Origin of the sequence: Arcobacter rhizosphaerae, assembly GCF_049472155.1 — a bacterium.
Classification (GTDB): Bacteria; Campylobacterota; Campylobacteria; order Campylobacterales; family Arcobacteraceae; genus Arcobacter_B.
This window is the reverse complement of the sequence record NZ_JBMOVW010000001.1, coordinates 218,893-238,747: the sequence shown is the minus strand read 5'-3', so window position 1 is coordinate 238,747 and position 19,855 is coordinate 218,893. Positions and strand designations below refer to the sequence as shown.

15 protein-coding genes and 1 other RNA gene are annotated in these 19,855 nt (G+C 26.4%); 10 read left to right on the top strand and 6 right to left on the bottom strand.

The features are described from left to right. The first annotated feature begins 103 nt into the window (after nucleotides 1–103). From ACH5BH_RS01155 to ACH5BH_RS01145, 3 genes are all read left to right on the top strand, one after another. Nucleotides 104–2,032: a methyl-accepting chemotaxis protein gene (locus ACH5BH_RS01155; protein ID WP_490372056.1), complete on the top strand. Its 1,929-nt coding sequence runs from the start codon at nucleotides 104–106 to the stop codon at nucleotides 2,030–2,032. A 113-nt stretch (nucleotides 2,033–2,145) separates the two neighbouring features. After that, nucleotides 2,146–3,918 (top strand): ABC transporter ATP-binding protein, encoded by a 1,773-nt coding sequence (locus ACH5BH_RS01150; RefSeq protein WP_423297173.1) that lies wholly within the window; start codon nucleotides 2,146–2,148, stop codon nucleotides 3,916–3,918. Nucleotides 3,919–3,940: 22 nt separating this feature from the next. Continuing rightward, nucleotides 3,941–4,972 carry an AI-2E family transporter gene (locus ACH5BH_RS01145; RefSeq protein ID WP_423297172.1) on the top strand — a complete coding sequence of 344 codons (1,032 nt, stop codon included), beginning with the start codon at nucleotides 3,941–3,943 and terminating at the stop codon, nucleotides 4,970–4,972. A gap of 10 nt (nucleotides 4,973–4,982) precedes the next feature. On the opposite strand, the gene ACH5BH_RS01140 is transcribed toward ACH5BH_RS01145, so the two are convergent. The 5 genes from ACH5BH_RS01140 to lolA form a co-directional block, all read right to left on the bottom strand. Further along, nucleotides 4,983–5,135 carry a hypothetical protein gene (locus tag ACH5BH_RS01140; protein ID WP_404304293.1) on the bottom strand — a complete coding sequence of 51 codons (153 nt, stop codon included), beginning with the start codon at nucleotides 5,133–5,135 and terminating at the stop codon, nucleotides 4,983–4,985. A 9-nt stretch (nucleotides 5,136–5,144) separates the two neighbouring features. Further along, a complete protein-coding gene (locus ACH5BH_RS01135) occupies nucleotides 5,145–5,387 on the bottom strand; it encodes a hypothetical protein (RefSeq protein WP_404304294.1) in 243 nt (80 codons plus the stop codon). Between the two features lie 77 nt (nucleotides 5,388–5,464). Further along, nucleotides 5,465–6,682, bottom strand: coding sequence for a response regulator (locus ACH5BH_RS01130; RefSeq protein WP_423297171.1), 1,218 nt, complete (start codon nucleotides 6,680–6,682; stop codon nucleotides 5,465–5,467). Between the two features lie 146 nt (nucleotides 6,683–6,828). Next, nucleotides 6,829–7,157, bottom strand: an RNA gene (gene rnpB, locus ACH5BH_RS01125) — RNase P RNA component class A. A gap of 35 nt (nucleotides 7,158–7,192) precedes the next feature. Continuing rightward, a complete protein-coding gene (gene lolA, locus ACH5BH_RS01120) occupies nucleotides 7,193–7,726 on the bottom strand; it encodes a LolA-like outer membrane lipoprotein chaperone (RefSeq protein WP_404304296.1) in 534 nt (177 codons plus the stop codon). A 57-nt stretch (nucleotides 7,727–7,783) separates the two neighbouring features. Between lolA and secA the strand changes: the two genes are divergently transcribed. After that, nucleotides 7,784–10,402, top strand: a complete 2,619-nt coding sequence (gene secA, locus ACH5BH_RS01115; RefSeq protein WP_423297170.1) for a preprotein translocase subunit SecA — start codon at nucleotides 7,784–7,786, stop codon at nucleotides 10,400–10,402. 2 nt (nucleotides 10,403–10,404) lie between these two features. Next, on the top strand, nucleotides 10,405–11,610 hold the full coding sequence (locus tag ACH5BH_RS01110; protein ID WP_423297169.1) for an ABC transporter permease: 1,206 nt from the start codon (nucleotides 10,405–10,407) through the stop codon (nucleotides 11,608–11,610). 12 nt (nucleotides 11,611–11,622) lie between these two features. On the opposite strand, the gene ACH5BH_RS01105 is transcribed toward ACH5BH_RS01110, so the two are convergent. Then, entirely contained in the window at nucleotides 11,623–14,523 is a 2,901-nt protein-coding gene (locus ACH5BH_RS01105; RefSeq protein WP_423297168.1) for a YhdP family protein, read from the bottom strand. Nucleotides 14,524–14,578: 55 nt separating this feature from the next. Here ACH5BH_RS01105 and mltG point away from each other — a divergent pair, with 55 nt between their 5' ends. From mltG to ACH5BH_RS01080, 5 genes are all read left to right on the top strand, one after another. Then, nucleotides 14,579–15,565, top strand: a complete 987-nt coding sequence (mltG, locus tag ACH5BH_RS01100) for an endolytic transglycosylase MltG (protein WP_423297167.1) — start codon at nucleotides 14,579–14,581, stop codon at nucleotides 15,563–15,565. Between the two features lie 121 nt (nucleotides 15,566–15,686). Further along, nucleotides 15,687–17,879, top strand: a complete 2,193-nt coding sequence (locus tag ACH5BH_RS01095; protein ID WP_423297166.1) for an NADP-dependent isocitrate dehydrogenase — start codon at nucleotides 15,687–15,689, stop codon at nucleotides 17,877–17,879. A 127-nt stretch (nucleotides 17,880–18,006) separates the two neighbouring features. Next, entirely contained in the window at nucleotides 18,007–18,951 is a 945-nt protein-coding gene (gene mdh, locus ACH5BH_RS01090; RefSeq protein ID WP_423297165.1) for a malate dehydrogenase, read from the top strand. A gap of 59 nt (nucleotides 18,952–19,010) precedes the next feature. Beyond that, nucleotides 19,011–19,301: a heavy-metal-associated domain-containing protein gene (locus ACH5BH_RS01085; RefSeq protein ID WP_404304303.1), complete on the top strand. Its 291-nt coding sequence runs from the start codon at nucleotides 19,011–19,013 to the stop codon at nucleotides 19,299–19,301. A gap of 137 nt (nucleotides 19,302–19,438) precedes the next feature. Beyond that, entirely contained in the window at nucleotides 19,439–19,855 is a 417-nt protein-coding gene (locus ACH5BH_RS01080; protein ID WP_404304304.1) for a helix-turn-helix domain-containing protein, read from the top strand.

Genomic DNA, 19,855 nt, shown 5'->3' with positions numbered 1-19,855 from the left:
ATGATTTTATACTTTAATATTCCAATTTATAGTATTTCTTTGTTTTTAATAGTATAATTATTTACATATAAATAATAGCATATTATGCTATAAAAGGAAAGATATGTTTAAGAATCTATCTATAAAAGTAAAACTTCTCATTCTAGCTGTTGGTACAATTTTTGTTATATCTACAGAATCTATAATAGATTCTATAAATAGAATTACAAAACTAAATGAAATAAATATAAGTGACTTTAGAGAAAAAGCTTATGAAACAAAGAAAAATGAACTCAAAAACTATGTAGAACTTGCATATAAAGTTATTGAATCTTTTTATAAGCAAAGTAATAGTTCAAATGAAGAGCAAATGAAAAAAGCTGCTATTTTTGCTGTAATGAATATGCAATATGGGAAAAATGGTTATTACTGGATAAACGATTCTAATCATATAGTTATTGGGCATTCTGCAAAACCTTCACTTAATGGTAAAAATCTTGTTAATTTAAAAGATAAAAATGGTGTCTATATTTATAAAGAAATTGTAAAAAAAGCAAATAAAAGTAATTCAGGTAGCTTAGTAAAATATGTATGGACAAAACCTGGAAAACAAAAACCTCAACCTAAATTTTCTTATGTTAAAAGATTCAAAGAATGGGATTTTATAGTTGGAACAGGTGCTTATATTGATAATATAGAAAACGAAGTTATTAATATGCAGAAAAAAGCAAGTGATCAAATTAATACAATCGTTTACAAGAGTATTTTAACTAGCCTTATTATATCAATATTAGTTGCACTTGTTTTTATATTTATTTTAAATAAAATACTAATTAAACCCTTAAACAACTTCCAAGATGGATTACTTGACTTTTTTAGTTTTTTAAATAAAGAAAAAACTGATACAAACCCTTTAAAAATAAAAGCAAATGATGAAATTGGCGAAATGTCAAAAATAGTAAATGAGAATATAAATAAAACAAAAAAATTAATACAAGAAGATCATGATTTAATAATTAATGTAAAAGAAATTGTAAAAAACGTAAGTCAAGGTTATTTAGATAAAAATGTCCAAACTTCTACTTCAAACGAAGCTTTAAATGAATTAAAAGACTTATTAAATGATATGTTAAGTAATTTAAAACAACAAGTTGGTGAAAATATTAATAATTTAAGTAAGGTATTAGATTCTTATGCAAATAGAGATTTTACTAAAACTTTAGATGAAAAAAACTCAGGTAAAATAGGAAAAGAAATTATTAACCTAAACAGTATGATTACTCAAATTCTAAATGATAATTATAAAGATGGTAATATCTTAAATAATAATGCTCAAGAGTTATCTTCTAGTGTCTCAACACTATCATCAAATGCAACAAGTCAAGCAGCATCTTTAGAACAAACAGCTGCTTCAATTGAAGAAATTACAAGTAATATAAAGCATACAAGTCATAAAGCCCAAACAATGCTTGAAATTTCATCACAAACTAAAGAAGCATCTTCTAAAGGGAAAGATTTAGCTTCAAAAACAGCTAAAGCTATGGATGATATAAATGAAAAGGTAATCGCAATTACAGATGCTATTACAATGATTGATCAAATTGCCTTCCAAACAAATATTTTATCTCTAAACGCAGCTGTAGAAGCAGCAACAGCTGGTGAAGCAGGAAAAGGTTTTGCAGTAGTTGCACAAGAAGTTAGAAATTTAGCAAGTAGATCAGCTCAAGCAGCTAAAGAAATAAAAGACTTAGTAGAGAGTGCTTCATCAAATGCAACAGAAGGGAAAGAAATAAGTAATAATATGATAAATGGCTTTGAAGATTTAGAAGATAAAGTTCTACAAACAAATCAATTAATTGACGATGTAACAAATGCCGCAAAAGAACAAACTATAGGTATGTCACAAATATCAGATGCAATTAATCAATTAGATCAATTCACTCAACAAAATGCACAAATTGCAGATAAAGCGAATCAAGTAGCCATAAAAACTGATGATATTGCAAAACATGTAGTTGAAAATGTAGAAAAAAACAACTTTCTTAAAATCTAAAATATACACCCATTAAAATTATGGGTGTATTTGAAGATAAAATACTTTTATTTAACCCTTAATTTAAGCTATTTATTGTAAAACATTTCATAATAAAAAATTGAAAGACTATTATGAAAAAAGAAATATCAGTAAAATATATATTTAAACTACTATTAGAAAATAAAAAAAGTTTAATACTTGGACAAATAATTACTGTAATTGCTATTGCAATTAGTGTACCTATACCATTAATGCTTCCTGTATTAGTTGATGAAATACTACTTAATAAACCTGCTTTATTTGTAAATACAATTAACTCTACTTTTGGTGAAGGAAATGCTTTTTATTATATAAGTCTAGTAACTTTTGCAGTAATATTTTTAAGACTAATACATTTTATTTTTATTGTAGTAATAACCAAAATTTTTACAAAAATCTCAAAGTATGTTACTTTTAAAATCAGACAAAAACTCTTGAATCATTTAAAAAATGTAAATATGAATGAATATGAAAGTTTAGGTTCAGGTGCTATTACATCAAACCTTATTACAGATATAAATACATTAGACAATTTTATTATCTCAATTGCTAGTAAATTTGTAGCTTCTGTTTTAACTTTATTAGCAGTAGCAATTGTAATTATTACAATTGATCCTATTTTAGGAGTAATGATACTTTTTATTCAACCCATTGTTATGATTTTATCTAAAAAAATATCTAAAAAAACAGGTATTTTAAAAAAAGAAGAAAATCAAACAATAGAATCTTTTCAAGATAGTTTAGGAGAAACATTAGAATTATTCGGACAAATAAAAGCAAGTAATAAAGAGTCATACTTTTTTGAAAAAGCCATAGATAAAGCAAAAGATATACAAAGAACATCAAATGAATTTAATTATAAAAGTGTAGCTTTTGAAAGATTCTCATTTACTATTTTTCTAGTAGCTTTTGAAATATTTAGAGCTACAGGATTAATTTTAGTTGAATATGATTCTTTATCAATTGGTATGATGTTTGCTATGTTTGGTTATATTTGGTTTATTATGACTCCCGTTCAAGATATTTTGACAATTCAATACTCTTATGCAAGTGCAAATGCTGCTTTAGTTAGACTAAATAAAATATTAGATTTAAAAACTGAAAAATCAGGGAAAGAAGAGTTTTGTGTAAAAGATAAAAAAGTAGATATTTCCTTACATAACTTATATTTTTCATACAATGAAGATAAAAATGTACTTGAAAATATAAATTTAGAAATAAAAGCAGGAGAAAAAGTAGCTTTAATTGGTGCAAGTGGAAGCGGGAAAACTACTTTAGCTCAAATAATTTCTGGATTTTATTCTAAAAAAAGTGGTGATTTAAAATATAATAATCATAGTATTGATAAACTAAATAGACAAAGTATAAGAGATAATATATTTTTAGTCTTACAAATGCCTATACTTTTTAATAATACTCTTCGATTTAATATTACTATGGGAAATGAAAATATAAGTGATAAAGAAATATATAAAGCCTTAGAAATTGCTCAACTATATGAAACTATAGAAAAAATGCCAAAAAAACTTGATACTATAGTAGGAAGACATGGAGTAAGATTAAGTGGAGGACAAAGACAAAGATTATCTATTGCTAGAATGATAATAGCTAATCCTGCAGTGGTTATTTTTGATGAATCTACATCAGCACTTGATGTGTCAACAGAAGCAAAACTATTTAATGCTCTAATTCCTATCTTGAAAGACAAAACAGTAATTACTATTGCACATAGACTAAGTACAGTAAAAAATGCAAATATGATATATGTTTTAGATGAAGGAAAAATCGTACAAAGAGGAAATCATGACGAACTTGAAGAAGTTGAGGGTCATTATTTAGAATTTGTTAAAAATCAATTGATATAATTACAATAAAAAAGGAGAAAATTTGGATGCAGTAAATTTAAGAAATTACTTTTTTTATCTTGCAACATCAGTAGTAATAATTGCAGGATTAAAAGTAGCAAGTGAGATAGTGGTATTACTATTTCTGTCCATTTTTATTTCATCAATTATCTCATCCTTATTACAGTTCTTACAAAAAGGTAAGGTTCCTAAGTTTATTTCATATTTAATAGTATTATCAATTATTACAATTGCATCACTTTTAGTATATTATATTATAAATATTTCATTAAAAGATTTTCTAAGTAACCTTAGCTCTTATGAAAAAGGATTTAATGATTTAATAGTAAATAGTATTCATTTAGTAGAACAATACGGATATACAGTAGATAAAGATCAAATTCTAAAAACACTTAATCTAAGTTCATTTTTTGGATTTACTACAAATATAATAGGAAATATAGGAAGCTTTTTATCTAAATTTTTACTTATTATTATAGGTATAGCATTTATATTAGCTGAAAGTAAATCTTTTGAAACAAAGTTAAAAATAATATTTAAATCAAATGCACAAAAGTTAAAACATTTCAATTTATTTTCTCATAATATTCAAAAATATTTTTTAGTAAAGTCTACAACAAGCTTTCTTACAGGTTTTATTATTACTGTAACTTTAATTTATTTTGATGTTGACTATCCTGTATTATGGGGAGTTATAGCAATGCTGTTTAACTTTGTTCCTGTTGTTGGATCTATCATAGCAGCAATTCCAGCTGTACTTTTATCACTTTTAAATGCAGACATAAATACAACTATTATTTTGATAGTTCTTTATATGACTATCAATATTTCAATTAGCAATATAATTGAGCCAAAACTTATGGGTAAAGAATTAGGGCTTTCACCTTTAGTAATCTTCTTTTCTCTTATTTTATGGGGATGGGTTTTAGGAATAGTAGGAATGTTCTTAGCTGTACCTATTACAATGACTTTAAAAATTGCTTTTAATTCAAATAGTAGTACTCATTGGCTTGCGATTTTAATGTCAGATTTATCAAGAAATAAAAAAGGATAAAGACTAACTTTTAGTCTTTCTTCTTTTCATTATTTTTTTTATTAAGATTTTCATCATATTTTTTTTCTATAAAAACTTTAGAAATAATAAGTATAATTAAAACAGGTATTGCATACCATTCATTTAAATAGCCCTCTTTTGTAAACTCTTCAAAATCAAACAATAAGAGACCTTATACTTTTTGTTTTAATGTTAAATCTAAATTACTATTATAAGATAATACATCAGAATTAAAAATAGCAATTTCTTCATCTTTAAATTCAGACATTATGTTTTTTGCCCAATTACTAATACTAACACTATATGCATTACCTATTTTACTTGAATTAGCTTGTTCAACTTGCTGAGTTGATCTAACTTGTCTATTAAAATCAGCTTGATTTGGTGTTGATATAGTATTATTATTTATTCTCATATATTATCTCTTTTTAGGCTTTTGATAGTTTTGATTATATATAAAGTTTTATTAGAAGCTTATTTTGTAAGTTTGTTTTAGTTTTTTTCTTCTTCCATCTGTTCAATTATAAATCTTAAATCTTTTATAATCTTATCTTTTTTATCTAAATTATTTTGATACTCTTTTATTTTTCCATGAGTAACATCTAACTCTTCACTTTTAACAGCTAAATCATTTTTTAACATATCAATTTTAATTTTAAAACTTTGAATAGAGTTTACATGATGTTCTACTTCTTGTTTTTTTGATACAAGCATATTATTATATTTATTATTTAATTCTGTTATTTGTTCTTCATAACTTGCAATTTGTTTTTCTTTTGATTTTATTTTATTAGTTAAAACATCTAAGTTTGATTGGCTATTATCTGACACAGAAGCTCTAAGCATAAATAATTCATTTCTTAACTGATCAATTTCTTTTTTAAGACTAAACTCTTTTCGATTAGCTTCTTTTATATTTAGTAAAACTTTTTTTTGAAAATCTCTTTTTTTCAAATTTTCTTGAGTAGTTAAAAATGCAATTGTAATATACTCTATACTATCATCAATATTTCTAATCTTAAAAATTGTATTATTTAGATAAAAAACTTCATCATCTTTACTTATAAATTTAGTATTACCTTTCCAAAGTTTATCTTCACGTATATCATGCCATGTTTCTTCAATATGTTTTTTTGGAATATCTGGATGAATTAAATCATTAAAGTTTATATTTTTTATCTCTTCTTTTGTATATTTTGAGACATCAAGCATTCCTTCATTCATATAAGTAATATCTCCATTATCATTCATCTTATAAATTAAAGCAACTTTATCAACTGCTTTTATATAATTTTTAATCTCCAATCGCTTTTGTTCAAATCTCTTTTCAAAAAGTTTCTTTTCTCTTAAAATATCTACTTTTTCAAGTAGCTTTTTCATATCAACAGGTTTTGTAAGTATTGAATTTACATTTAAATCAATAGCTTTTAAAAGAGTTTTACTATCTATACTTGCAGATGTAATAATAAAAGGTACATATAAATCAGAAAGTCTAACTAGCCTTAAAAGCTCTAAACCATTAACCTCTGGCATTTCTATATCTGAAATAATTATATCAATATTAGGATTTTTTTTATACAGTTCGTAGGCAGTTTTACCATTATTTGCTTCTATAACATTTTTAAAATACTTATTAAGTATTTCTGATAAAAGCTTTATATGTTCTAAGTTGTCATCAACTAATAAAATCGTTATGTCTTCAAAATCCATATTCAAATATACCTTTTTATTTTTTCTAAAAAATATTATACTTATTATAGTTATAAAAAGCTTAATACATAGGTGTTTTATGATTGATTTAAAATTAATATATTCAAGATAATGATTTTTTAATATGTAGTTTTTTTATTGCTATTAAATAAGGTAAACCAATAAGCCGAGTTCTGTTTTTAAGACAATAATTTATCTAGTTAGCAAATTACTTAGCTAATCTTGCAAAGACCAAAAATGTGAAGTTAAATACCGGGTCTTTTTGCTGCTGGTTGGGTTTACAAAGCACTTAAGATTGCTCAAAAGTCTGGTGAGCTCTTACCTCACCGTTTCACCATCACCGAAAATTCGGCTGTCTACTCTCTGTTGCACTATCCCTTAGGTTACCCTAGCCATTCTCTAAATGGAACCATACTTCACTGCAGCCCGGACTTTCCTCTTGAATATAAATTCAAGCTATTGTCTGGTTTACCTTAAAGAGGCGAAATTATATCTAATTTTACTTAAACTTTATTTTCTTATAATATCATAATATTCAGGAGCTGTAAATTTAAAAATATTATCTTCTATTTTAACATTTATTTTTGAATCAGTAAAATTTATAGTAACACTATTTTCTAATTTATCTTTATAAGAAATAGTATCAATTTTATTTTCTTCATTTGAAGTTTTAATAATATAGTCTACATTTTGATAATTTGCTAAGTAATTATTCTTTTCAAGCTTTTTAGCCCCTTCTAAAAGTTTAATAATATTTACTTCTGTTTCTAAAGTTGTATAAATTGCTTGTTCTAATTCTGGTTCATCTATTATGACAAAATTATTTAAAACATATACATTTTTAATAATAGGTGTTTTATACTTCCAAAGAATTTTTCCATCTTTTTTTATAAAAACTGCCCCTTTATACTCTATTGTTTTGCCTGTTGTTGATTTAATACTTTGTGTAAAATCTGATTTGTATGTATCTAATTTTTCTATATTAATTGAAGCATTTGAAACTATTAAGCAAGCAATTAGTAACAATCCTGTTTTATAAAACATATTTTAACCTTTTTTTCTATATAATCTTTTGGATTATAACAAAAAGGAATTAATTTTATGTTTAATGTTTTTTCAAAGATTTTTGGCACAAGAAACGATAGAGAAGTAAAACAATATAGAAAAAGAGCTGAAGCTATTAATACCTTAGAAAGTAAATACGAAAGCTTAAGCGATGAAGAATTACAAGATAATTTTAACGAATTAAAAAAACAAGTACAAGAAGAAAATAAATCACTAGATGAAGTACTTAATGATGCCTTTGCTATTACAAGAGAGGCTAGTAAAAGAGTTTTAAATATGAGACCTTATGATGTACAGCTAATTGGAGCGATGGTACTTCATGAAGGAAGAATTGCTGAGATGAAAACAGGTGAAGGTAAAACTTTAGTTGGTTCTCTTGCAGTTTCATTAAATGCACTAAGTGGAAAAGGTGTACACGTAGTAACAGTAAATGATTATCTTGCATCAAGAGATGCAGCTGAACTTGAACCTTTATATAATTTTTTAGGATACAGTGTAGGTGCTATTACAGGAGATATTAGGGATGATGGTTTAAGAAGAGAGCAATATCATTCAGATATTACTTATGGAACAAATAATGAGTTTGGATTTGATTATTTAAGAGACAATATGACTTTAGATATCAATGAAAAAGTTCAAAGAGAACATAACTTTGTTATTGTAGATGAAGTTGACTCAATTTTAATTGATGAAGCAAGAACACCTCTAATAATTAGTGGGCCAACAAACCATAAAAACTCTAACTATCTTAAAGCAAATGAAATTGCTTTAAAATTAGAAAGAGGTGAAATAATTGAGCCTAAAGACCCAAGCCAAAAACCTACTACAACTGGTGATTATACGGTTGATGAAAAAAACAGAGCTGTTTTATTAACAGAACAAGGTATTGAAAAAGCAGAAAAACTTTTTGAAGTTGAAAACTTATACTCTTTAGAAAATGCTATGTTATCTCATAGTTTAGATCAAGCTTTAAAAGCAAACTTCATTTTTGAGAAAGATGTGGATTATGTTGTAAAAGACAATCAAGTTATAATCGTAGATGAGTTTACTGGAAGATTAAGTGAAGGTAGAAGATTTAGTGAGGGACTACATCAAGCTTTAGAGGCTAAAGAAGGTGTATCAATTCAAGAAGAATCACAAACATTAGCAGATATTACATTCCAAAATTACTTTAGAATGTATGACAAACTTGCAGGTATGACAGGAACTGCACAAACAGAAGCTACAGAATTTGCAGAAATTTATAACTTAGATGTTGTATCTATTCCTACAAATGTACCCATTCAAAGACTTGATAAAAATGACTTAATCTATAAAAGTGAAAGAGAAAAATTTGAAGCAGTGTGTAATAGAATTAAAGAATTACACGAAAAAGGACAACCCGTTCTTGTTGGAACTGCCTCAATTGAAAAATCAGAAGCATTACATAAAATATTAAAAGATAAAAAAATTCCTCATACAATCTTAAATGCAAAGCAGCATGAAAAAGAAGGTAAGATTATTGCAGACGCAGGACAAAGAGGTGCTGTAACTATTGCTACAAATATGGCAGGTAGAGGTGTTGATATTAAATTGTCACAAGAAATTCTTGATTTAGGTGGATTAGTTATTTTAGGTACAGAAAGACACGAATCAAGAAGAATTGATAATCAATTAAGAGGTAGAGCTGGACGTCAAGGTGATGTTGGTGAATCTCAATTTTACTTATCGCTAGAAGATAACTTACTTAGAATCTTTGGTTCAGATAAAATTGCTGGAATCATGGAAAGAGTTGGTATTGAAGAAGGTGAACATATTGAATCAAGAATGGTTACTAGAGCAGTTGAAAATGCACAGAAAAAAGTAGAATCTATGCACTTTGAAAGTAGAAAACATTTACTTGAATATGATGATGTAGCAAATGAACAAAGAAAAGTAATTTACGCATTTAGAAATGATCTTTTAAAACCTGATTATGATATTGATTCAAAACTTGAAGAAAATAGAGCTGAGTATATAGCAAATGTTTTAGCAGATGCTGAAATTATTGATGGTATGCCTTCTGAGGACTTTAATTATGATTATATAATTACAAAATTCAAAGAAGAATTACATCTAGTTATAAAACTAGAAGATATTCAAGCTGAATCTTATGAAGAATTAGAGAAAAAATTAATATCTATAATCAAAGAAGTTTATGAGCAAAAAATGTCAATTGCAGCTCCTGAACAAAAATCAGAAATAGAAAGAGTACTATACTTACAAATTTTAGATAATGCATGGAGAGAACATTTATACTCAATGGATACTTTAAAGACAGGTATTGGACTTAGAGGATATAATCAAAAAGACCCACTTGTTGAATATAAAAAAGAGTCTTACAATATGTTTATTGAATTAATTTCAAATATCAAAACAGAAATTATTAAGATTTTATTTACAGTACAACTTCAATCAAATGAAGATGCCCAAAAAGAGCAAGAAGCTTTAGCTAAAATGAAAGAGCAAATGGAAGAAGCAAATGAAGGTGCTATCACAAATGTGGAAGAAGATAAAATATTTGCAAATGAAAAGAAAATAGCAAGAAATGATCCTTGTCCTTGTGGCTCTGGTAAAAAATATAAACAATGTCATGGAAAAAGCGGACCTAAAAGAGGTTTAGCAGCAGGTAACTAATTTTGAATAAAAAGTTAGTAAACTTTATAGTAAGAAAATACCTAAGATTTGATAAAAAAAATCCTTTTATATCTATAAGTGCCATTTTGGCATTTATAGGTGTAGCTATTGGAGTTATGGTTCTTATTTTATCTATGGCTATTATGAATGGAACTGCAAAAGAGTTTGAAAAAAAACTTTTTACCATGAATTACCCTTTGACAATTTATTCTAAATTTCAAAATGGTTTAAATGAAAATATTCTAAATCAACTTCAAAATAAATATCCAAACTTAATGTTTTCTCCTTATATTTCATCACAAGCTATTATTCAAAGTGGTGACTCTATGAGTGGAGGTATGATATTTGGAGTAATTCCACAAAAAGAAGCCAAAATAAACTCTATTTATAAAGAAGCTTTAGGTGATTTAAAACTTAGAAAGTATGATATTATCACAGGACAAGGAATAAGTGATAAACTTTATTTAAACAAAGGTTCAAAAGCTACTTTATATTTCACAGATTTAAATCCTACTGGGTTTTCTATGATTCCTAAAATGAAAAGATTTACTTTTCAAGAGTCATTTAAATCAGGTTTAAATGCTTATGATAAAGCATATATGTATACATCCATAGAAGCCTTGAGAACTCTATTAAAAAAGGATAAAGAAACTTATGATGGAATTCATGTATATTCAGATAATGCTTTTAAAGATATAAAGCTTATTCAAAAAGATTTAGAAGGTACTGGTGCTGGTGTTATTGGATGGTGGCAACAAAATGGAAACTTCTTTGCAGCAATGAAAATGGAAAAAACAGCCTTATTTATTGTATTAATGCTAATAATTTTAGTTGCTTCTTTAAATATCATATCTTCTTTACTTATGACTGTTATGAGTAGAAGAAAAGAAATTGCCCTACTTTTATCTATGGGAGCTAGTATTAAAGAGATTAAATCTATATTCTTAAGACTTGGTACAATTATAGGCTTTTCTGGTATTATAATTGGTATTGCTTTAGGATTTATAGGATTATGGGTTTTAGATACTTTTGAAATAGTATCTTTACCTGCTGATGTATATGGAACAGCAAAATTACCTCTTGATTTAGCAACGAGTGATTTTGTTTCTATTATTGTAGGAGCAGTTGTAATTGTTCTTTTATCATCTTACTACCCTGCTTCAAGAGCTACAAAAATCGATGTTATCGATGTATTAAGAAACGAATAATTCTATTCGTTTCTACTTTCCTAAATCTTTAATAAAATCATAAAGTTTAACAGGAGATTCTAAGATTCTTTTTCCAATATTTACAGGAACAGAAAAGGCATCTTTTGTTAAATTTGTAGAAATTTTTGGATTTGATAAATCTCCAAATATATTAACTTGAGTTGCTACTCTTTTATTCTCACCCAATAAAACATAATTTACAACAGGAATACTTCCTACAATAGCCGAATAATCTTTAAAGAAAATCAATTTAATTTTTGAGTCTAAAGTCATATCATTTAAATTTACTTTGCCTTTTCCATCAAAATCTATACCATTACCTACTGTAATCAATTTATTTACATCTAAAATTTTCTTTTTATTATCATAAACAAATTCTAATACTCCATCTATTATTTTATATCCAGTAAGATTAAAACCTTTATTGGAAGCCATTGAAACTACAGAAGGTACTGCTAATAAAGGATTTATTAAAGCAGGTGAACTATGTATAAAAATAAGTAGATTATTAATAATTGCTAAATCTTTAATTTTAACATTTGTCAATAATACTTTTCCTTTTAGATTATCTTCAAAACCATTAGCAAGAAACATTAACTTACCATTTTCAATAATTTCTTTATTAAAAATTGTATTTATAAATTCATCACTCACATTATTTGCATAAATATCAATTTTTCCTTCTTTTGAAGCTTTATAAGTTATATCAGTTTTTTTATGTTTTAAATGTAAATATTTACTATTATCTTCTTTTAATCTAAATTCATAAGTATCAGCTAAAAACTTAAACTCATTATTTATAATAATTGTAGAATTTTTACCATTTAAATTAATTTTTGTGAAATCATTTTTTTCTTCATCTTTTAAATTAACTAAAACATCATAATTACTTATATCTAAGTCAATTTTATTTTTATCTTTTATTCTTACAAATAAGTCCTTATTTAAAGTATTTATTTTTATTTCATCTTTAAAAACTAGACCCTGAATATTTAAAGAAGTTACTTTTTTTCCATGTTTAAGTAAAGGAAGTTCAAGATTGTTTACAAATGCTTCAAAATCTATTTTATCCTTATTTATTTTAGCCTTAAAATTTTTTAAATAGTATTTATCATCTTTTGTTTTTAAAACAATATCTTCACCTTTTATAGTCAATACTTGGGTTGAAGTTTTAGAATTCTCTTCTTTACTTAAATCAACAGTGTAATCTTTTAAAAATATTTCTATATTTTCTTTTTCTGCAAAAAGTTTTAATTTATCATTTTTTGAGCTTATATAGACTTTACTATCTTTTAGTTTTCCTCGTATTTCTAAACTTTCGACAAGATTTGATTTTTCATATATTGGATAATTTAAACCTGAAATAGAACCCTCAAAACTAAGATTATCTTTATCAATAATATTAAGACTTAAAGCTCCATTTTTAATAGAATTTTCTTTCATTAAAGAAGAGTATTCATATATTTTTGATAAGTCTTTTAAAATCACATTTATGTTTTCCTCAACATTAATACTCAAGGCTAAGTCTTCTAAAGAAACTAATACTGCTTCATTAAAATCAAGTGCTAACTTACTTTTTTTATTAGTAATATCCACAATATTAGTATCTGTAGTTTTTACTACAAACTCTTCTATTAATATATTACCTTTAGCTTTTAAAGTTTTGGTATCCAATTTTAAATTATTTATTTTTGAGTTCAACATATCTAAGTATGCAAAATCAGAATTTTTTATTTCTACGATAGAACCATCTAAAACTATATTTGCATTTTTTGTAAAAAACTCAAACTCATTTGCTTTAATTTTTGCATTTTTTACAGTAAAAAAGCCTTTTGTTGTCATTTCTTTTTTTAAAGAATATGGAATTTTTAGAATAACAGAGGCATTGGTTATTCCAGTTTCTTGAACTAAAGGAATATGTACATCAAATACTTTTAATAAATCAATTATTTGAGCATTTAATTTTGTCTTAGCTTTTATATTAACTTCAACAACACCATTTTTTTCGCTTGCTAAATTTCTAATTACAACATTACTTCCGTTTATACTTATGTTTTTATAAGTAGGTTTATTAAGATTTATATATAAATTACCTTTTTTAAACTCTAAATTGATAAGTTTACTTTTTACAGGAGAGACTCCTTTATGGAAATTTACTTTTGCATCATATAGTTTTGCTGTTCCTCTCAAAGATTTTTCTACTACTGTTTTTCTTTCTAAATCAAATTGTCCGTAAAAATCTTCTAGCTTTAAGCTGGCTTCCACATTTTCATACATCCAATCCTCTGCTTCATTTGGTAAGCGGAAAAACTGTTTTAAAAATTTTAAACTTTTAAATTTATTTGAATTTATATAAAAATTAGCTAATTTGTCAGTCATTTCAAGTTTTAAATCTCCACTAACTTTTGGATAATAATATTTTCCAAAATAATCTAATTTTTCATTAAAATAATCAACTCTTACTTTTCCATCAAGTAATAAATCCACATCTTTTAAATAAAGTGAATACATATCAAATACTATTTGTTGAGATAGAAATTTAATATTTGAAGAAAAATTTATAAACTTATTATCTAAGTAAATAGACTTATTATTTAATGAGATTGTAAACTCATTACCATCGATCTTTAGTCTTTCTACATGAATTCTTTCAAATATTTTTAATATATTAGGCAATAGTTCAATATTTTTCTTTAAATCATCATAAGAGCTCTGAACTTGTGATTTTTTTGATTTATATTCTATATTTTCGACATCTACAATAAGCTTTTTATCTAGTTTTATATAGAATTGCGTGACATTTATATTACCAAAAGAGAAAGAGTCTATTTTTATGCCAGATAATAATACCAAAAACGCCGAAAATATAAGCAAAAGAAGAAAAACTAATAAAAGTTTAATTGTTTTTAACATTATTGAATTATTCCTTATTATTTCTATTATAGGTTTATTTTATGTAACTATACCAATGACATCAACAAAAGTTTTGTATATCCCAAAAGGTAGTACTAATTCTATAGTATCTTATCTAAATAAAAGTGGTTTTGAGCTTAACATAATAGATAAAGTTATATTAAGAAGTTTAGGATTTATTCAAAGTGGTTGGATAAATATTGATGAAAATAGTTTAAGTAAAATGGATTTTTTATATAAATTAACAACTTCTAAAGCTGCATTAAAAAGTGTTACTTTAGTACCTGGTGAGACTACTTATGTTTTAATAAAAAAGTTAGCAAAAAAATTTAATCTTTCAGAAGATAGATTATGGGAAGTTTATAATAAACATGCATATAAAGCCGATGGGAATATTTTAGCAGATACATATTCATTACCTTATGGAATGAGAGAAGATCATTTAATGTTATATTTATTATCTCAAACTAGTAAGAAATATGAAGAATTTTCAAAAAAAATATTTGGTATTTATGATAAAAAGAAATGGTATTATTATTTAAGTTTAGCTTCTATAATTCAAAAAGAATCTGCAACTATAGATGAAATGCCTATAGTTTCAAGTGTAATTCATAATAGATTGAAAAAAGGCATGAAACTACAAATGGATGGAACTTTAAACTATGGTAAATATGCCCATATTAAAGTAACTGCTCAAAGAATCAAAGAAGATAATAGCTCATATAATACATATAAATATCCTGGACTACCTAAAAACCCTGTTTCAGCAGTAGGCTTAAATGCCATAAAAGCAGCTATTTTTCCTGTAAAGAGCAAATATTTATATTTTGTAAGAGATAATAAAACAGGTTTACATAAGTTTGCTACAACTTACAAAGAACACGTAAATAATATAAAAGCAAATAGAGGTGTTAAAAAAAGTTACACTAAAGTTAAAGCTGTTGAAACACAAATTGATAAAGAGGCTAAAACCATTATGGAAACTGATGTTAGCGAACAAAAGCCTACTTCTATAAAAGATTTATGGATGAATATAAAATAATAATTGTGCAAAATTGAAACAAACATATTTTTGACATATTTTTAACTATAAATTTCATTTATGATAAATTTAATTAGTGATAAGATATTGACATCATAAAAATTAAAATTTAGGAAAAAACATGTCAAAGATCATTTACACAAAAGTTGATGAAGCACCAGCATTAGCAACATACTCTTTCTTACCAATTATCAAAGCTTTTACTAAAAGTTCTGGTATTGAAATGGTTACAAAAGATATCTCACTTGCAGGAAGAATTCTTGCAAACTTCCCTGAGAACTTAACAGAAGATCAAAAAATCGGTGATCACTTAGCAGAACTTGGTGAATTAACACAAGATCCAACAGCAAATATTGTAAAATTACCAAATATTTCTGCTTCAATTCCTCAATTAAAAGCAGCAATTGCTGAATTACAAGAAAAAGGTTACAATGTACCTAATTATGACGAATCAGAAGAAATTTCTGCAAGATACTCTAAAATTTTAGGTTCAGCTGTTAATCCTGTATTAAGAGAAGGTAATTCAGATAGAAGAGCTCCTGGTGCAGTTAAAAACTATGCTAAAAACAATCCTCATAGAATGGGTGAATGGAAAAAAGACTCTAAAACTGATGTAGCACACATGAGTGAAAATGACTTTTATGGTTCAGAAGTAGCAACAACTATGACTGAAGCAAATGACGTTAAAATTTCTTTCTTCAACGAAGCTGGAGAAGAGACTGTATTAAAACAATCAACACCATTAGAAGCAGGTGAAATTATTGATGCAACAGTAATGAGTGCAAAATCATTACAAGAATTCTACCAAAAAGCAATTGATGAAGCAAAAGAAAGAGGTGTATTATTATCTCTTCATTTAAAAGCAACAATGATGAAAGTATCTGATCCAATTATGTTTGGATATGCTGTTAAAGTATATTTCAAAGATTTAATTGCTAAACATGGTGAATTATTTGATTCATTAGGTGTTAATTTTAACAATGGTTTAGGTGACTTATACTCTAAATTAGATCAAGTAGATGCTGATAAAAAAGCTGAAATTGAAGCTGATATTGAAGCTGTTTATGCAAATCAACCAAAATTAGCGATGGTTAATTCTGATAAAGGAATTACTAACTTGCATGTACCTTCTGATGTTATTATTGATGCATCTATGCCAGCTATGATTAGAGGTGGTGGTAAAATGTGGAATGCCGATGATCAAGAAGAAGATACATTAGCAATGATTCCAGATAGATGTTATGCAAGAACATTCCAAGCTGTTATTGATGATTGTAAGCAAAATGGTGCATTAGATCCAAAAACTATGGGAACTGTTCCAAATGTTGGACTTATGGCTAAAAAAGCTGAAGAATATGGTTCTCATGATAAAACTTTCCAAGCACAAGCTAATGGTCAAATCAAAGTTATTGATAAAGATGGAAATGATGTATTTACATTTGACGTTGAAGAAGGTGATATCTTTAGAATGTGTCAAGCTAAAGATGCTCCAATCCAAGACTGGGTTAAACTAGCAGTTACTAGAGCTAGATTATCTGATACTCCTGCAATTTTCTGGTTAGATGAAAACAGAGCTCATGATGCTGAAATGATTAAAAAAGTTAACAAATACTTACCAGAACATGATACAACTGGTTTAGATATTTCTATTATGGCTCCTGTAGATGCAACTAAAAAATCTGTTGAAAGAATGAGAAAAGGATTAGATACTATTTCTGTAACAGGAAATGTTTTAAGAGATTATAATACTGATTTATTCCCTATTTTAGAATTAGGTACAAGTGCTAAAATGTTATCAATCGTTCCATTAATGAAAGGTGGAGGATTATTTGAAACTGGTGCTGGAGGATCTGCTCCTAAACACGTTCAACAATTCCAAAAAGAAGATTACTTAAGATGGGATTCATTAGGTGAGTTTATGGCTTTAGCTGCTTCTTTTGAACACTTAGCAAATACACAGGACAATAAAAAAGCACAAGTTTTAGCTGATACTTTAGATAAAGCAACTGGAACTTTCCTTTTAAATGACAAGTCACCAGCTAGAAAATTAGGTTCTATTGATAATAGAGGTTCTCACTTCTATCTAGCAATGTACTGGGCTCAAGAATTAGCAGCACAAGATGTTGATGCTGATTTAAAAGCTGAATTTACACCAATTGCTGAAGCAATGACTGCTAATGAAGATAAAATTGTATCTGAATTAGTTGCTGATCATGGAAAACCTGTAGACATGGGTGGATACTACTTACCAAATGATGAATTAACATCAAAAGCTATGAGACCATCTGCTACTTTAAATTCAATTATTGGTTAATAGCTAAATCTACAAAAAGAGAAGTTTTAAACTTCTCTTTTATCTCACAAAATAAACAATCTCAAATCCTACAAATAAGTACCAATTTGATATAATTATTTAAAATATTTTACTAAAGGTTTCTATTTTGAATAATAAAAAAGTCGGTATTATTGGTGTTGGAAATGTTGGTTCAACATTAGCTTTTACACTAGCTTCTAAAAATATATGTTCACAAATTTTGTTAAAAGATATAAGAGAAAATATTGTCCAAGCCATGGCTTTAGATATATCACAAAGTGCAAATGCAGCTAAATCAAATACAATTGTAAAAGCTTGTATTGAAGATAAAGAGTTCAAAGACTGTGATATAGTAGTAATAACAGCAGGAGTTGCTAGACGTCCTGGAATGAGTAGAGATGATTTACTTCTAACTAATGCAAAAATTATGACACAAGTAATACAAAGTACAATTACGTTTAATCCAAATGCAATAATTATAATAGTTTCAAATCCTCTTGATGCAATGGTTTACACAGCATTAAAAGCTTCAAAATACCCAAGAAATAAAATCATTGGAATGGCAGGTATTTTAGATAGTGCTAGAATGTCTCACTTTATTTTAGAAAAACTAGGATATGGAGCAGGACAAATAGAAGCTTCTGTAATGGGTGGACATGGAGATGATATGGTTCCTCTTCCAAATTTCTCAACTGTTGCTGGTGTTCCTTTATCAGAAGTATTAAAAGAAAATGATATAAAAGATATAGTAGAAAAAACTAAAAATGGTGGTGCTCAAATAGTTAAACTTTTAGAAACTGGTTCTGCTTACTATGCTCCTGCTTATGCAACTTCTTTGATGGTAGAAGCAATTCTTGAAGATAAAAAAGAGATTTATCCTTGTGCTATTAAACTTGAAGGAGAATATGGACATAAAAATATTGTTTCAGGAGTTCCTGTAATGCTTGGAAAAAATGGTATGGAAAAAATCATTGAGTTAAACCTAACTAATATACAAAAAGAAGAATTTAATAAATCAATATCATCAGTTCAAGAACTAGTTGATACATTAGAAAATAAGTTTTTCAAATAATTGAACTATAAAGATTTTTGTATATAATATAAATTAATTCCATATAAAAAGGTATAAATATGAAACAAACATTTGAAGTTTACAATGTAAAATGTGGTGGTTGTGCAAATACTTTAATAAACTCTTTAAAAGATGAATTTGGAGAAGTTGAAGTAGATTTAGAAGTAAATCCACGAAAAATCACACTTGATATAGAAGATGATAAAAAAGAAGCCTTAAAATTAAAACTAAGAAGTCTAGGCTACCCATTAACTAGTGATGAGTTATCTGGTTTAGATAAAGCCACAACAACTGCAAAAAGTTTTGTTTCTTGTGCAGTTGGAAAATTTAATGTAGCTACAGGGAAATAAATATATTTAGAGGATATACTCCTCTTTCCCTAAAATAATATAAATATAATCTTATTTAAGTAGTTGTCATATAATTGTCGTAACCGACAAAGCCTAAAAAATGGTAAAATTATCATATATTAATTTAGGAAGTAAAAATGAGTATAAAAGACTTAAGAATAAAAAAAGGCTGGTCACAAGAGTATTTAGCGCAATTAAGTAATCTAAGTTCAAGAACAATACAAAGAATAGAAAAAGACAATAAAGCAAGTTTAGAATCACTAAATGCTTTAGCAAAAGCTTTCGAACTTGAAGTATCACAACTACAAAAAATAATAGAAGAAAGTAAAAACCCAATAAATCAAAAAATAAGTAATTCAACAGCAGATAATAGTTTCTTTAGTTTTTTAAAAAAAGATACAAGTGTCATAACTTTTTTATTTGTAAATACGATTCTTATTCTAATAAATATAATTACAAACTTTGAGATTTTATGGTTTATTTATCCTTTGCTTGGATGGGGAATACCTCTTTTTTATAAAAAATATAAAAAGTACCATTTACAGAAGTATTGA

What these genes read in the sequence shown, in the direction of transcription:
- ACH5BH_RS01155 (WP_490372056.1), top strand. Translation starts at nt 104, where the DNA reads ATGTTTAAGAATCTATCTATAAAAGTAAAACTTCTCATTCTAGCTGTT.
- ACH5BH_RS01150 (WP_423297173.1), top strand. Translation starts at nt 2,146, where the DNA reads ATGAAAAAAGAAATATCAGTAAAATATATATTTAAACTACTATTAGAA.
- ACH5BH_RS01135 (WP_404304294.1), bottom strand. Translation starts at nt 5,387, where the DNA reads ATGAGAATAAATAATAATACTATATCAACACCAAATCAAGCTGATTTT.
- ACH5BH_RS01130 (WP_423297171.1), bottom strand. Translation starts at nt 6,682, where the DNA reads ATGGATTTTGAAGACATAACGATTTTATTAGTTGATGACAACTTAGAA.
- lolA (WP_404304296.1), bottom strand. Translation starts at nt 7,726, where the DNA reads ATGTTTTATAAAACAGGATTGTTACTAATTGCTTGCTTAATAGTTTCA.
- secA (WP_423297170.1), top strand. Translation starts at nt 7,784, where the DNA reads ATGTTTAATGTTTTTTCAAAGATTTTTGGCACAAGAAACGATAGAGAA.
- ACH5BH_RS01105 (WP_423297168.1), bottom strand. Translation starts at nt 14,523, where the DNA reads ATGTTAAAAACAATTAAACTTTTATTAGTTTTTCTTCTTTTGCTTATA.
- mltG (WP_423297167.1), top strand. Translation starts at nt 14,579, where the DNA reads ATGACATCAACAAAAGTTTTGTATATCCCAAAAGGTAGTACTAATTCT.
- ACH5BH_RS01095 (WP_423297166.1), top strand. Translation starts at nt 15,687, where the DNA reads ATGTCAAAGATCATTTACACAAAAGTTGATGAAGCACCAGCATTAGCA.
- ACH5BH_RS01085 (WP_404304303.1), top strand. Translation starts at nt 19,011, where the DNA reads ATGAAACAAACATTTGAAGTTTACAATGTAAAATGTGGTGGTTGTGCA.
- ACH5BH_RS01080 (WP_404304304.1), top strand. Translation starts at nt 19,439, where the DNA reads ATGAGTATAAAAGACTTAAGAATAAAAAAAGGCTGGTCACAAGAGTAT.